At 52.1% G+C, this 14,080-nt stretch carries 13 protein-coding genes; 8 read left to right on the top strand and 5 right to left on the bottom strand.

The window, feature by feature from the left end:
* Window positions 1–202: 202 nt before the first annotated feature.
* Window positions 203–598 (bottom strand): CBS domain-containing protein, encoded by a 396-nt coding sequence (locus Pr1d_RS13495; RefSeq protein ID WP_148074020.1) that lies wholly within the window; start codon window positions 596–598, stop codon window positions 203–205.
* 317 nt (window positions 599–915) lie between these two features.
* Between Pr1d_RS13495 and Pr1d_RS13490 the strand changes: the two genes are divergently transcribed.
* Window positions 916–2,067, top strand: a complete 1,152-nt coding sequence (locus tag Pr1d_RS13490; protein ID WP_148074019.1) for an ACP S-malonyltransferase — start codon at window positions 916–918, stop codon at window positions 2,065–2,067.
* A gap of 118 nt (window positions 2,068–2,185) precedes the next feature.
* On the opposite strand, the gene Pr1d_RS13485 is transcribed toward Pr1d_RS13490, so the two are convergent.
* Entirely contained in the window at window positions 2,186–3,856 is a 1,671-nt protein-coding gene (locus Pr1d_RS13485; protein WP_168205219.1) for an outer membrane protein assembly factor BamB family protein, read from the bottom strand.
* A gap of 200 nt (window positions 3,857–4,056) precedes the next feature.
* Here Pr1d_RS13485 and Pr1d_RS13480 point away from each other — a divergent pair, with 200 nt between their 5' ends.
* Genes Pr1d_RS13480 through Pr1d_RS13455 form a run of 6 tightly spaced genes read left to right on the top strand, consistent with a single transcriptional unit; the run spans window position 4,057 to window position 10,000 of the window.
* Window positions 4,057–4,839, top strand: a complete 783-nt coding sequence (locus tag Pr1d_RS13480) for an SDR family NAD(P)-dependent oxidoreductase (RefSeq protein WP_148074017.1) — start codon at window positions 4,057–4,059, stop codon at window positions 4,837–4,839.
* Between the two features lie 22 nt (window positions 4,840–4,861).
* The gene (locus tag Pr1d_RS13475; RefSeq protein ID WP_148074016.1) at window positions 4,862–6,274 is read left to right on the top strand and encodes a DUF6513 domain-containing protein; all 1,413 of its coding nucleotides are present in this window, start codon (window positions 4,862–4,864) and stop codon (window positions 6,272–6,274) included.
* Window positions 6,275–6,327: 53 nt separating this feature from the next.
* A complete protein-coding gene (pabB, locus tag Pr1d_RS13470) occupies window positions 6,328–7,701 on the top strand; it encodes an aminodeoxychorismate synthase component I (protein WP_148076380.1) in 1,374 nt (457 codons plus the stop codon).
* A gap of 33 nt (window positions 7,702–7,734) precedes the next feature.
* Window positions 7,735–8,400 carry an anthranilate synthase component II gene (locus tag Pr1d_RS13465; RefSeq protein ID WP_148074015.1) on the top strand — a complete coding sequence of 222 codons (666 nt, stop codon included), beginning with the start codon at window positions 7,735–7,737 and terminating at the stop codon, window positions 8,398–8,400.
* 11 nt (window positions 8,401–8,411) lie between these two features.
* Window positions 8,412–9,038 carry a DUF447 domain-containing protein gene (locus Pr1d_RS13460; RefSeq protein WP_210417706.1) on the top strand — a complete coding sequence of 209 codons (627 nt, stop codon included), beginning with the start codon at window positions 8,412–8,414 and terminating at the stop codon, window positions 9,036–9,038.
* Window positions 9,035–10,000 carry a hypothetical protein gene (locus tag Pr1d_RS13455; RefSeq protein WP_148074014.1) on the top strand — a complete coding sequence of 322 codons (966 nt, stop codon included), beginning with the start codon at window positions 9,035–9,037 and terminating at the stop codon, window positions 9,998–10,000. The genes Pr1d_RS13460 and Pr1d_RS13455 overlap by 4 nt, the downstream gene beginning before the upstream one ends.
* Window positions 10,001–10,003: 3 nt before the next feature.
* Here the strand turns inward: Pr1d_RS13455 and dapA are convergent, their stop codons facing one another.
* Both dapA and Pr1d_RS13445 read right to left on the bottom strand, forming a co-directional pair.
* Window positions 10,004–10,891, bottom strand: a complete 888-nt coding sequence (gene dapA, locus Pr1d_RS13450; protein ID WP_148074013.1) for a 4-hydroxy-tetrahydrodipicolinate synthase — start codon at window positions 10,889–10,891, stop codon at window positions 10,004–10,006.
* Window positions 10,892–10,990: 99 nt separating this feature from the next.
* Entirely contained in the window at window positions 10,991–11,701 is a 711-nt protein-coding gene (locus tag Pr1d_RS13445; RefSeq protein WP_148074012.1) for a pyridoxine 5'-phosphate synthase, read from the bottom strand.
* A gap of 387 nt (window positions 11,702–12,088) precedes the next feature.
* Here Pr1d_RS13445 and Pr1d_RS13440 point away from each other — a divergent pair, with 387 nt between their 5' ends.
* The gene (locus tag Pr1d_RS13440) at window positions 12,089–12,424 is read left to right on the top strand and encodes a hypothetical protein (RefSeq protein ID WP_148074011.1); all 336 of its coding nucleotides are present in this window, start codon (window positions 12,089–12,091) and stop codon (window positions 12,422–12,424) included.
* An 81-nt stretch (window positions 12,425–12,505) separates the two neighbouring features.
* Here the strand turns inward: Pr1d_RS13440 and mgtE are convergent, their stop codons facing one another.
* Window positions 12,506–13,861, bottom strand: a complete 1,356-nt coding sequence (gene mgtE / locus Pr1d_RS13435) for a magnesium transporter (protein WP_148074010.1) — start codon at window positions 13,859–13,861, stop codon at window positions 12,506–12,508.
* Between the last annotated feature and the right edge of the window lie 219 nt (window positions 13,862–14,080).

Here is a 14,080-nt window from a genome sequence, read left to right as displayed (position 1 = left end):
GAACTAGTCATGTGCTAACAAAACGTAGGTTATTCCTATTGGCAGGTGGTGTTTTTTCAACAATTTTTAGCGAGCACGCCCAACTATTCGGACTGTACCAAAAAAGCAGCGGGAAATACCGAGGAATAAACAAGGTAAGTGGGCCTAAGTAGGCCCAGTATCCCACGATTCGATCCCCAAGCTCTGAATTAACACCCGGTAATTAGACAGCACATTCTTCTGCCTCCGGACGATACACGCCTTCCAACACATCACGGCGAGCGATAAGGCCCAACAACCGCCCCTCGTCTACGACCGGCAATCGTCGCACTCGATGAGTAAGACAGAGATCAACGACCTTCGAGACTGGCTGGTCGGGTCCAACTGTGATCAATTCGGTGGACATGTGCTTGAGCACTTTTTCCTGGCGGATACTTTCGTCGTAGGCAATCACTAAGAGAGCAAATTCAGTCACAATACCCACCAGTTTTCCATGGGCATCAACCACCGGGAGACCAGAAATATGCTTTTCCAGCAATAGCTCGATCGCTTCCTGAACGGTGGCATTTTGCCCAATCGTCACTACGTCGGTCGTCATGATGTCTTTTGCGGATAGCATCTTGCTTTGCCCTTAAAGGAATAGATGTTATTGAAGGGGAATCCTCTGGTCACAAGGAAATTGCCCATGTTTCACTCATAGTTTAGGCCGCAAACTTACAAGAGTGGCTTTGATCAGGGTGAGATTTTAGGGGAAAAAGCACTTGCAGCGTGGCTTAATCGTGACACGACACCCTTCCTGTCTAAGTTACGTAGTATAATCATGATGACCGGTAGGATTGGAAAGATGCGTGGGTTCCCAGGCGAATCACACTGCCTACGATACTCTTCCGATTTGAATAGAGGAGAACACTCATGATCACGACGGGTTGAAATAGAATGGCGCTCTCTCGAAAGGTCGATCTCTCGAATACTGCCCTAGCTTTCCGCGGCTACAATGCGACCAATCTGGGCCGGACGGCAGAATTACTGGCGATCGATGCCTATCACGGCATCTTAGAAGAAGAACTTCTGCGTTTTGCCGACGTATGTTCAGAAGTAACTGGCAGGCCAGTCAACTTAATGGATCGAGTAAAATCGCTAAAAGAACCTAGCCTCGAAAATTATGCCGAAGCGATTTCTCTAATCGCTGCAGTCGAAGTTGCCCAGTTGCGACTGCTCCATGAAGTTCATGACGTGGACATCGCTCGAGTTGGTCTTTCGTTTGGTTATAGTCTGGGGGAATTAGTCTCCATAAGCTGCGCAGGCGTCTTTGATCCCGCAGAGATGATTCGCGTCCCTCTGGCCATGGCGGCCGATGCGGTGGCGTTGGCAGCTGATGTAACTATGGGCGTGCTATTTTCCCGCGGACCAAAGATCAATCAAGCCGATGTCGAGAGACTTTGCCATCAGATCACAGCTGATGGAGACGGCACGATTGCTATTTCAGCAATGTTATCTCCCAATACCTTTCTCCTTCTGGGTCAAAGAGACACAACAGCCCGATTCAAAGATACCATGAGGGAATTGCTCCCCTACCGCGCCCAGCTACGTACCAACGACATGCGATGGCCCCCTCTGCATACCCCGATTGTGCGACAAAGACAGATACCAGATCGTGCGGCGGTTATGATGGAAACGCTTGATGGTGGATTCCTCCCTCCTAATCCCCCTGTGCTTTCCTTGGTAACGGGCAAACTGAGCTACAACGATCACTCAGCCCGCGAGATTCTTAGACAATGGATTGATCAGCCTCAACGCCTGTGGGATGCTATCGACTACTGTTTGGACAAAGGTATTGAGCGAGTCATCCATATCGGCCCAGAGCCGAATGTTATCCCTGCCACATTCCATCGCTTAAGCGAGAACATTTTGGAGCAAACCAATTGCAACTCGCTGAGTTGCTATGGATTGAAGGCCGTTTCCCACCTGGCCCGCCGTCCCTGGCTTTCCGGCATGCTGCCCGGCCGCGCCAATCTGTTGCGTGCCCCCTATGTGGAGCACATCATCCTCGAAGATTGGCTACTAGAAAACGCGCCAGTTCCCGTATAGTCGCAACCCACGAAGATTAGCCGCGATGCGCCCGCCGAGTGGAGCTCGACAGAGCAGAGCGTGTTTCATAGGTGATGGGCGTCTCATTCTGCTAGTAAAACCCCGATAACGGACATCCCTACTTTGAAGCCACCTCTGGCAGAGAAGTCCCACCGAGGATTGGCATCTCCAAGCAAACCGCTTGCTGCGCATTGCGCAGAAGTAAGTACGGCTGTGAGAAGGCGGGGTTGTTCCAAGTGATCTGATCCTCAGGAAACACTCGCATGCTTGCCAACTCCCGGTATTCTTCTGAGTTAATCTCTACCAAGATTAATTCTCCAGCCTCAGACAAGATGACCAGAGAGTCGCCGATAGCCATAATCTGGCCATGCCCAATCGCCGGCAGCCGTCGCTTTTTCCATTGAATTTCACCTTGTTCGATATCGATACATTCGAGGATGCCACCATCCAGGCCATAGATATACCCGTCGCGAACTACGACGTTACCCATCTTTGTTTTCATGACCTTCAGTATCGGCGGACTCCAGAGCGGCTCGGCTTGTATGTTACCCGCCTCATCTTGCACTAGTTGCAAGAGCGACGCTCCGACACCATAGCCCTTGGATAGAAACACGCGATCTCCTGGAAGGGGTACTGGCTGGGAGGCAGTTGCATCGCTGTCGCTATTGCCAAGCCAGGGAGATTCCCAAAGCACTTTGCCGTCATCCGCAGAATGAGCCGTTACATAATCTTCGTTCACAGAAAGAATCTGCCGTTGACCGAGTAGTTCACAAACAACTGGCGAAGCATAGGAAGATCGCCGATCCCCTGCCGACCACACCTGCTTGCCTGTTTCGAGATCGTAGGCGACGAGCGAAGCGCCAGGTGCCCCCACACTTACGAGAACTAGTGTCGACTCGCCTTCCGTTTCAAGAATCACGGGGGAACTTGCTTTGCCCCACATGATGTTCTCAATGCCGTGTTCTGCCAGAGTATCATGAGACCAAATTGATTCTCCTGAACTTGCATCAAGGCAATTGACGATACCCGTAGCACCCATCGTCAAGACACGACCATCATGTATAGTGGGAGTCGCCCGTGGTCCAACATAACCAAGGGCACCTGGTCCACCAGGATCAAATCGCACAGGATCAGCATGAGACCACACGATTTCCCCTTCGGGATCTTGGGTCGCCACACGATAGCAGACGACTAACTCCTGCTCGCCTCGCTGTTCCTGCGTTATTGCATAGTCGCCTACGATAGCAAAGCCCGACCAGCCAGCACCCACCGGACACCGCCACTTTTCGAGAGGAGGGTGAGCTTTCCAGTCAGTGGACAGCTGTACTTGGGGAACTTCGGCCCAGTAGCCGCCACCCAGAAAGCCTGGATAGTCGTGAGAAGTCGTCTCCCATTGAACGGCAGAGTGTTCTTCGCCAACGGGTACTTTCAACTTTTCATCATGTTTGGCCGACCAACGCCATCGCCAGTTGACTACCCCAACGTCTCCGTTATTTACAAACTCAACGGAGGATCGAAATACCAAGACGCACAGCCAGGGCAGTCCCGCCCATAACAGTCGCTTTCTCAACGAACTGCGGCGACAACAAATGATCCATCCTGATACCCCTAAAAGGAGTACGCCAATTCCGATTGGAATCGAGAATGTCTTGACGTCCTGGTCAAATTCGCTGGATTGGATGACAGCAAGGCACCCAACCACAAAAAGGAACCACGATAGAGGAAACCAACGCAACCGGGAATATTCCGGAGAAGTTATCGACTCGGTTGTGGATGGTTCAGTGGTCACAATACAATCCATATATGGTTATAATTCCAGTTAGCTAGAGTATCGACTGTCGGAATCGTAGGTCCGGAGTCTCGGTCAGGCAACATGAGAGAGAAAGTCCAACTCTGGTTGCTTATTATCGATACTGAGACTAAAAACGGGGGTTCGGCTAATGCACTCTCAATCATGGCTCACAAGTCTTTCAAAATGACAAGTATTCGATGAAATCCTCTTCAACGGAATCATTGGCACATCAATGGGCCCTCGTGACCGGCGCATCCGGTGGAATTGGTGGCCAGATCGCACGAAATCTTGCCGCCGAAGGTGCAAACCTCATACTCCATACTCATCGCAATGCAACTACAGCAAAGAAGCTGGCCGATGAAATCAGTGAGCTTGGTCCCCGCGCTGAGGTCGTGGAATGTGACTTTTCGGACATTCAGAAGTGCCTCGATTTCGCCGACGCCGTTTGGCAAATTGCTTCACTCGACATCCTCGTTAACAATGCCGGGGTCGATGTCTTGACCGGCGAGGCGGCCGACTGGTCCTTTGCCAAAAAACTCGAGCACCTTTGGCAAGTGGACGTGCGAGCAACAATCGAACTATCTCGGTCCTTTGGTGAGAAAATGCAGGAGCGCGGTAGCGGAGTCATCATTAACATTGGCTGGGATCAGGCGGAACATGGCATGGCCGGCGATAGCGGCGAGATGTTCGCAACTGTCAAAGGAGCTGTGATGGCCTTTACGCGTAGTCTTGCCAAGTCCCTCTCGCCTCAAGTTCGAGTGAATTGTGTTGCTCCCGGATGGATCCAAACGGACTGGGGAAAAGGTGCTTCTGAATATTGGCAAAAGCGTGCCCGTACAGAATCGCTTGTTGATCGTTGGGGAACACCAGACGACGTGGCCAATGCGGTCCGATTCTTGACTTCTCCAGCTGCCTCGTTCATCAATGGCCAGATTCTCAACGTCAATGGCGGTTGGGCCGGTACCGCCGACAATCGTTGAGTCACAATTCGCACAAGCTTCCATGGCCATCGAACACATTCATTTCGTCACGGGACGACTGGCGCGACACTCGTTGGAACAGATCCTTCCTGAGCTGGCCGAAGAGTCAGGTTTTTCCTATTCAGTTGACGTCATGCCGATCACTGTGGCGGCCCTCATGACTCCAACTTGGATCGCCAAGCACATCCGAGTGCCTCCCGACGCAACCAAGGTCCTTGTACCTGGCTACTGCGAAGGAGATCTGGCACCATTGCAATCTGAGACCACCGCCACTGTGGAACGGGGCCCCCGCGATTTGCGCCAGCTGCCGCAATTCTTTTCTCGTCAATCTATTCCTACCGACTACGGAGCCTATGACATCGAGATCCTGGCAGAGATCAATAATTGCCCGAGATTGTCGCTCACTGAGATACTTTCCGTTGCAGAACATTATTCCCAAAGTGGAGCCGATGTCATCGATCTTGGTTGTGATCCCGGAAACACGTGGACCGATGTAGCAGCGGCAGTCCAGATGCTCAGAGATCATGGAATGCGAGTCTCTATCGATAGCTTGAATCCCGAGGAAATTGCTCCCGCCACCAAGGCCGGCGCCGAGCTCGTGCTAAGTGTCAACTCCATCAATCGCGCTGCGGCGCTCGAGTGGGGCGCAGAAGTCGTAGCCATACCTGATGACCCTCGTACCTTGGCCGGTCTCGACGAGACCGTCGAGTTCCTCGCGAGCGCCAACGTGCCCCTGCGAATCGACCCGATTTTGGAACCGATCTCGTTTGGCTTTGCCAATAGCCTGGGTCGCTATCTCGAAATTCACCGGCGCTATCCCGATGCTGAAATGATGATGGGCATAGGCAACCTAACGGAACTGACCGACGTCGATTCAGCTGGGATCAACGCCTTGCTCTTGGGCTTCTGTCAAGAATTGGGCATTCGTAGCATCTTGACCACGGAAGTGATCAACTGGGCCCGCACAAGTGTGAAGGAATGCGATTTGGCTCGTCGACTCATGTATCATGCTGTTAGCAACCAAGTGTTGCCCAAACATGTTGAACCTGATCTCCTAATGCTTCGCGATGAAGAAGTGATCGCTCCCACTGAGGAGCAACTCGAACAACTAGCTACCGAAGTTCGCGACAACAATTATCGCATCTATGTCTCAGGAGATGAGATTCATCTCATCGCGCGCGACTTGCATCTTCACGACTCCGACCCGTTTACTTTGATGGAAGCATTGCGCACCGCAGGGACTGACGGAGGCTTGCCCAAGAACCTCGATGCCGATCACGCCTTCTATTTGGGATACGAGATGGCCAAAGCTCGGATCGCTTTGACCTTAGGAAAGAACTACGTTCAGGACGAATCACTTAACTGGGGGCTTGCTACCGTACCAGAACATCGACACTATCTCAAACCGAAGTCGCAATCTAGACAGCAGGACTAGCCGCAGTGCCCTCAACCAATCTAAAAGGTGACGAAGATTCTTTTCCCATTGTCATGGAATTGCCCTCAACGCTGACTGCAGTTGACGCTTTCAGGCGATTGTCAAATTTGCCGCATATGATCTATTTCGACAGCGGTGTAGGTTTTGGGCGATTGGGGCGGTATTCTTTCATCGCTGCCGACCCTTTTGATTGGATCCAGCAATGTGATATTGAGTTTGGCCCACTAGGAGAACTCCAATCCCGAGTCGACCAATATCAGGCTGCAAGCAGAAAGGATCTGCCCCCTTTTCAGGGAGGACTGGCGGGGTTGTTTGGGTACGAGCTAGGACGTTCCCTTGAGCGAATTCCTGTTCCACGAATGACAGACTTCCCCATTCCTGCACTCGCTATTGGTTTCTATGACGTGGTCATCGCTTTTGACCATGAACAGGATCAGACCTGGCTGATCTCTCAAGGGTTTCCAGAAAAAGAACTTTCCGCTCGAAGACGGCGGGCACAGGAACGAATCACACAATTTCTCAACTGGCTGGAAAATCCTCCGCAGGCAACATCGACTAATGAAAAGTATCCAATAAACTCGCTCGCACCACAGTTTGATGTTGGCCTCGGCGAGGTGACTAGTAACCTTTCTGCGATCAATTACCAGCACATGATCGAACGCGCCGTTGAATACATTCATGCTGGCGACGTATTCCAAGTAAATCTATCCCAACGACTGCTTTGCCCTGCGAAAACTTCTTCTCCAGAACTCTATCTCAAACTTCGGAAGAGAAATCCGGCTCCCTACGCGGGATATTTTGATCTAGGGGACTGGCAGATATGCAGCAGTTCCCCCGAATGCTTTTTGCAGGTACGAGACCACTGGGCAGAGACGCGTCCCATCAAAGGAACCCGCGGCCGTACGCATTCGCCCGAGGCAGACCTCTTCACAGGTAATGAACTCCAGTTGAGCGAGAAAGACCGTGCGGAGAACGTCATGATAGTCGATCTGATGAGGAACGACTTCTCGCGAGTCTGTACTAGTGATAGCGTGCATGTCGCCGAATTCTGCCAAGTGGAAACCTATGCCCATGTGAAACACTTGGTTTCCTCAGTTAGAGGCGAATTAGCTCCAAACGCCACGCCATTGGACTTGTTGCGGGCCTGCTTCCCAGGTGGCTCGATTACCGGTGCTCCCAAAATTCGGGCGATGGAAATCATTGCCGAACTCGAGCCAACTGCTCGTGGGGCTTATTGCGGTTCACTTGGTTATCTAGGCTTTAACGGACAGATGGACAGCAGTATCCTAATAAGAACCATTACAGCAGGCGGCGGTTGGTGGCAGATGCCCGTCGGAGGCGGTATCGTTGCTCAATCTGATCCTCAAGATGAGTACCGTGAAACCTGGCACAAGGCGCGCGGCATGATCGCCTCACTAGATCTCTAACAGTCCATCGCTACCAACAAGCTACCATCCACAATGATTCTGCTCATCGATAACTACGATAGTTTTGTTCACAACCTTGCGCGCTACTTTCGCCGACTAGGATGCGAGACGCTTGTTGTGCGAAACGATGCAGTTTCGCTTGACGAGCTCGCCCAACTCTCTCCACAGGCAATTGTCATATCACCTGGTCCAGGCTCGCCACAAGAAGCTGGCATCAGCGTCGACCTCGTCAGAACTTTCTACGCAAGAATTCCTATCCTCGGTGTTTGCCTGGGACATCAAGCAATCGCAACCGCGTTTGGCGCGAATGTCATCCGCGCGAGAGAACCCATGCATGGTCGCACTTCAGCCGTCACACACCAAGAGACTCCTCTCTTTTATAAAATCCCCTCGCCTTTTGATGTATGTCGCTATCACTCCTTGATTATTGGTCCAAGCTCGCTTTCCGATGAATTAGTCGTCACGGCACAATCTGTTGACGGAACAGTCATGGCTATTGAGCATATTGAATTCCCTCTGGCCGGAGTACAATTCCATCCTGAAGCGATATTGACGCACGACGGCTATCGACTGCTGGCTAATTTTTTAGGAATGGCTGAAATTCCGTTCGACGAATCGCTCGATCAACTATCAGCTTCGGAATATCGCTTCGCAGAATACAAACCTTCTCCTCTTCCCGTTGCCCCTGTGACATTTTAAGGAGCGAGTTCATGATGTCGAAAACATCGCTACCTCAACTTGGATCCGACGGGCGAATTCTCGAAGCGATTGTTACGACGTCCAACAAAGATGGCACGATCAACATTGCCCCGATGGGCCCCCTCGTCGATGACGGTCTAGAAAGGCTCGTATTGCGTCCGTTTCGCACTTCCACGACTTACAAGAATCTGATACGGACCTCGCAAGGTGTACTGCATATCACCGACGATGTACTGCTTTTTGCGAAAGCTGCGATTGGCACAATCAAGCCAATACCTGAGTTCCTCGAGTCCGATCCCATGGTGTTGGCAGCGGCATGTCGCTGGCTGAAATTTGAAATCGTGTCCGTCGATGATTCTGCAGAACGCTCGATAGTTGTCGGCCACACGACCAAGCGCGGCCATATCCGAGAGTTTTTCGGGTTCAATCGCGCTAAACATGCTGTTCTCGAAGCTGCTATCTTGGCAACCCGGATCCATATCTTGGACGCGAAGCTCTTGCTATCCGAATTGGACCGCTTGGCATCTCCGATTCAAAAAACCGGCGGTGCCGATGAACTCCAAGCCTTCGCTCTACTGCAATCCTTTGTGCATCAAGAACTTGCGGTTCCTTTCGAATCGGAGATCTTGCCAAGATGAGTCGCCGCGTGTTGGTTCGCACTCCCTGTCGTCTTCACTTCGGACTCACCAGTCTGGGGCACTCCTGTGAGCGGCCTCAGTTTGGGGGAGTCGGCGTGATGATCGACGTCCCAGGTGTTCACTTGGAAATTGTTCCCGCCAAACGCTTCGGTATCGAAGGGCCCCTAAGTGAACGCGTTGCATATTTTTCCAACAGCATTTTCCATCGGCTTCAGTTCAGCTTTCCTCCAGAGCTATGCATACAGGTCCTATCAGCCCCACGAGAACATACGGGTTTAGGCGTCGGTTCCCAGCTTGGCCTGGCTGTGGCTGCCGGGTTGGCTGAGTCGTTGGGATTTCCCTGGCGCGATCCGAGCAGGCTATGTCAATTAACGGGAAGAGGCCGACGGTCTGCCGTAGGAACCTATGGTTTTCTTATGGGGGGGCTCGTTGTTGATGGCGGCCATTTGCAACATGAACCTCTGGGGCGACTTACCTACCATGGAGCACTACCCGATGACTGGCACTTTGTCTTGCTCACTCCTCCAAGTCTTGAAGGTCTTTCAGGGAAAGACGAAGACCTTACTATTGCCGACCTGCCACAGGTCTCGGTAGAAGTAACTCAGCAACTAGAATCACTTGTAGCGGACGAAATAATACCTGCTGTTGAAGCTACTGATTTTGAGCTTTTTTCTCAATCGATTTATCAGTTCGGCTGTATCGCAGGAGACTGCTTCGCTGCAGCCCAAGGGGGCACTTTCTACTCGCCTGCGACTGCCAGACTAGTTGCCTGGCTCCGCGAGATAGGTTTTCAGGGGGTCGGACAATCCTCGTGGGGGCCTACTATCTTCGCCATGACACCTAGTCTGAAAGAAGCCCACCGACTCAAGACTGCCGCCAAGGCGCACGAAATCTATAGTGACTACGAAATTCAACTCGGGCCAGCCTCCAACACGGGAGTCCAAGTAGAAGTATTTGATTAACGTCTACAGCAACCCATAGTTCGTGAGCGTCTTGCGCAAAGAGACTTCTTCATCACTTGTAAGCGGCGTCATTGGCAATCGCAGTTCGCCCGTGTCACGCGTGAGCATCTTCATGGCGGCCTTGATGGGAATCGGATTCGTCGAGAGCCCTAGCATATCGCGACAGAGGGCAAATAGCTTGTGATGCCACTGCTGAGCCTCGGACAGCTTCCCTGCCTTGAAAGCGCTAAGAAGGGAAACCATGTCTTGGGGGACAATGTTGCCTACGACCGAAATCACTCCGCTGGCCCCAACGGAGAGCAGTGGCAGAGTCAAGCTGTCGTCGCCGCTAAGCACCGTAAGATTTGTATTCCCCAGAATTGCCGAAGCCTGATCCATCGAGCCCGTGGCTTCTTTCACCATGGCAATATTGTCTAGCTCCGCCAGCCAGATGATTGTTTCCGGTTCAATGTTCTTGCCCGTTCGACCTGGGATATTGTAGATACACTGAGGAATCCCCGTTTCCTCGGCCAGACATTTGAAGTGCTCGTAAAATCCTTGCTGCGTTGGCTTGTTATAGTAGGGCGCAACCTGCAAGGCAGCATCGGCTCCCGCTTTTTCTGCCGATTTCGTCAGCCGCAGCGCTTCTGCCGTGCTATTAGAACCTGTGCCCGGCATTACCTTGATCCGTCCTGCCACAGTTTCACATACGAAGGCAATCACACGCTCATGTTCCTCGTGAGACAGCGTGGGCGATTCACCTGTCGTTCCCACAGGGCATAAGCAATTCGTCCCCGCGGCAATCTGAAATTCGATCTGCTCCTTAAATCGAGCGTAATCCACCTCATCGTTCTTGAATGGGGTGACGATTGCGACCGACAAGCCAGCAAATGCTTCTCCCTTGGTAGCCATGCGAGAATTCTCCTCCTTGGAGCTAGGTAGTGGGGTTAGAGTTCGGCAGGTAAACCAAGCATGATAGCGACAGAATGGCAGGACTTGCAATCGCCTGCACTACAACTTGATCAAACGTTTCATATCCCTCACGGCTTGTTCCAGCCCGACCATAATTGCCCGAGAAATAATGCTGTGACCGATATTCAACTCACACATATGAGGGATTTCAGCAACAGGACGCACATTGCGGTAGGTGAGACCATGCCCAGCATGGAGCGTGAGTCCCTCCTCATGGACTAACCGACCGGCGTTGAGCAGGATTCCAAGCTGTTCTTGAGTCTTGAATCTCGCTTCGGCGTAAGCCCCCGTATGAAGCTCAACTGCCGTGGCCCCCGTGGCAACGCCGGCCTCGATCTGAATAGGATCCGGATCTAAGAATAAACTCACTATAATCCCGGCGTCTTGCAGGCGCTTGACGGCGTCGCGCACTTGATCTTGATTGCCAGCCACATCCAGCCCCCCCTCGGTCGTGACTTCCTCGCGCCGCTCAGGAACCAACGTTGCTTGATAGGGATGGCTCTGGCAAGCAATCGCAAGCACATCCTCGCTACAAGCCAGTTCCAAGTTCAGTTTCACGGCAACCGTTTGCCCCAGCAGATGCAAATCCCGCTCCTGAATATGCCGTCGGTCCTCCCGCAAGTGGAGCGTAATCCCATCCGCCCCCCCCAACTCGGCAAGAGTCGCAGCCCATACGGGATCGGGCTCGTTCGTCATCCGAGCCTGACGTACCGTCGCCACGTGATCGATATTTACTCCAAGCGTTGGCATGGTGGGTCTTTCTATTCGCTGGTCAATACGTACTGAAGTCCGCTGGGATCGATAATAGGGCTCATAACAGTCCTGCCAGCTCATCATGAATCGAGCTTTCCACACAATTACCCTGACACTCTGCAGCAGAACAGGTTCGACGAGGAAACTTGACATAGCAGCCCTAGTTTTCCAAGTCATTTACATCATACAAGGCCCTTCGCAGTTTGTAAGCTAGACTTTTCTGAAGCGACCCGAAGTCGATTAGTCACCAATTCCGAGGGTTGCTCAAACCTTATCACCAGTTTGGAACTTTCTCCTCTCAGAACAGAGAACAATCTCTCCGAGACGTACGCCGTACTACACCCAAGATCTACAACTTGTTTCGCAATCCAGGATCGAATCGACATGAACTGTCAAAAACTCGCCACCCTTGTTCAACGGCTCCAACCAGAATCTTCCACCCAAGATATCGCTCGGCTGTGCCTACTACTATCACATGACACCGAGAAGCTCGAAGAGCTGCAGGATGAACAGACACTGCGAGCTGCCTGGAGTGAAGTTGGTCTCAAGCTGCAAGCCGCGACGGATCAACATGCAGCCATGACCCAGGAACTCGAAGAGTTGGCAAGTTCCGATCCCGAGCAATTCAACCGTGAGCAGATTTGGATTCTTATCCGCGCCATCAAGGTGCAAAGCCAAGTATTGCAAATGTACGTGGGCCAGCCTGCCTTGGACGTGTAAATTGGCAACCCGAAGCGTAAGCGAGGAAAATTGCTGCAAGTTGTTCCCTCGCTTACGCTTCGGGTTAACATGTGCTTCGGGTCAAATCCCTTCGCTGAGCAGCCAGCCCGCCACGTTCATGTAGAGCACGATACCCACGATATCGCTTATCCCAGCGATGAAGGGGGTACTCATCAACGCGGGGTCGAATCCCAGTCGATCGAACATCAGGGGCAACAGCGATCCCACAATTGTGCTGCAAGTCACTACCAATACGATCGTCAGCGGAAGCACGAGTGCGTCGAAAACAGTGGGAGCCATGAAGCATCCGACCAGATATCCGATCAACGAGAGGCAACTCCCCAGCAAGAATCCGATCACCAATTCTCGAAAGAAAACTCGCCGCCAATCTGCAGGCGTGATTTCTTTGGTCGTCAAAGCTCGAATCATCAGCGTCGCCGATTGACTACCAGAATTCCCTCCCGTGGATATCACTAAAGGGAGAAACCATGCGATCCAAGCGAAACGTTGTACATTTTCATTGTACGATTTCATCGCTAGCGCCGTCAGCAATGCACCTCCGAACAGCAAAGACAACCAACCTACTCGATATCGCGTGAGTTGCAGCCACGGAGTCGCCAAGTAACTTTCTTTGAGCGGCTCTACCGCACCTGCTTGATAAGCGTCCTTCGAGGCCTCTTCCTGCAACACATCGATGATGTCGTCGTGAGTAATGATGCCTACCAATCGCTGTTCAGCGTCAACGACCGGAATGGCGAGGAAATTGTAATCTGCAACTTTCTCTGCGACGGTTTCCTGGTCGTCGCTGGCTCCTACCGTGACCAGATCCCGCGACATCAAGTCTGACAGTAACATCTGCGGCTTGTTAAGATGAGTAACCAACTGCCGGGCAGACACTAGCCCTCGCAGATGCATTTCTGCGTCGACGATATAAATATAGTAGACCGTTTCGAACTCATGCCCCTCTCGACTGATCTCCTCAAGTGCCTGGCGAACAGTCAAGTCCTCCGTAAGGCAGGCCACCTCGGAGGTCATCAACGCACCTGCAGTCCCCTCTGGATAGGCCCGCAGCCGCAGAATATCGCGCCGTTCTTTGGTGGGTACCAGTTTGAGTACTTTCTCCACCACAGTTGGGTCAACTTTTTTGATCAAGTCGACCCGATCGTCGGGTGCCATGTCGGCAATGAGATGGCTCAACTCGGCCGGCTCAACCGCCTCGAGAATTTCAATCTGCATCTCTTCAGGCAGATACGTGAAAATCTCCACGCGAGTCGAGCCGTCGGCAGCCCGTAGTACTCCCCAGGCTTCCGTTGGGGAAAGCCCCTCCATAAACTCTGCTGTTCTTGCCGGATGCAAAGCAGTACAGAACTCTTGCAATTCCGCCAAATTGTTGGCGGCCAACATTTCACGGAGTTCAGGAAGGTAGAGCGTATTCATAGTGTGCACTGGGCGTTGGTTGGGAGACTGGCGGTCGTGCTAGTGCTTTGTCATTGCTAGGAATTAGGGTGCGAGACGTCGCAAACTTAAACCTGCAAAATAGTTCTGACGTCTCGCACCCTAATTTATAAGAGTTGTCAAAGCACTAGTGTATCGACAAGTACCCCTACTTGGCAGGACCACTTTTGCCAGTCTAACTAGGCTTCAAAATCGACCCAA

It is taken from the genome of Bythopirellula goksoeyrii (genome assembly GCF_008065115.1).
Classification (GTDB): Bacteria; Planctomycetota; Planctomycetia; order Pirellulales; family Lacipirellulaceae; genus Bythopirellula; species Bythopirellula goksoeyrii.
This window is presented reverse-complemented; position numbering and strand designations above follow the sequence as displayed.

Bases quoted from the DNA above. Each gene is read 5' to 3' on its own strand.
- Pr1d_RS13495 (WP_148074020.1), bottom strand. From the start codon at position 598: ATGCTATCCGCAAAAGACATCATGACGACCGACGTAGTGACGATTGGG.
- Pr1d_RS13490 (WP_148074019.1), top strand. From the start codon at position 916: ATGGCGCTCTCTCGAAAGGTCGATCTCTCGAATACTGCCCTAGCTTTC.
- Pr1d_RS13480 (WP_148074017.1), top strand. From the start codon at position 4,057: ATGAAATCCTCTTCAACGGAATCATTGGCACATCAATGGGCCCTCGTG.
- Pr1d_RS13475 (WP_148074016.1), top strand. From the start codon at position 4,862: ATGGCCATCGAACACATTCATTTCGTCACGGGACGACTGGCGCGACAC.
- pabB (WP_148076380.1), top strand. From the start codon at position 6,328: ATGGAATTGCCCTCAACGCTGACTGCAGTTGACGCTTTCAGGCGATTG.
- Pr1d_RS13465 (WP_148074015.1), top strand. From the start codon at position 7,735: ATGATTCTGCTCATCGATAACTACGATAGTTTTGTTCACAACCTTGCG.
- Pr1d_RS13460 (WP_210417706.1), top strand. From the start codon at position 8,412: ATGATGTCGAAAACATCGCTACCTCAACTTGGATCCGACGGGCGAATT.
- Pr1d_RS13455 (WP_148074014.1), top strand. From the start codon at position 9,035: ATGAGTCGCCGCGTGTTGGTTCGCACTCCCTGTCGTCTTCACTTCGGA.
- dapA (WP_148074013.1), bottom strand. From the start codon at position 10,891: ATGGCTACCAAGGGAGAAGCATTTGCTGGCTTGTCGGTCGCAATCGTC.
- Pr1d_RS13445 (WP_148074012.1), bottom strand. From the start codon at position 11,701: ATGCCAACGCTTGGAGTAAATATCGATCACGTGGCGACGGTACGTCAG.
- Pr1d_RS13440 (WP_148074011.1), top strand. From the start codon at position 12,089: ATGAACTGTCAAAAACTCGCCACCCTTGTTCAACGGCTCCAACCAGAA.
- mgtE (WP_148074010.1), bottom strand. From the start codon at position 13,861: ATGAATACGCTCTACCTTCCTGAACTCCGTGAAATGTTGGCCGCCAAC.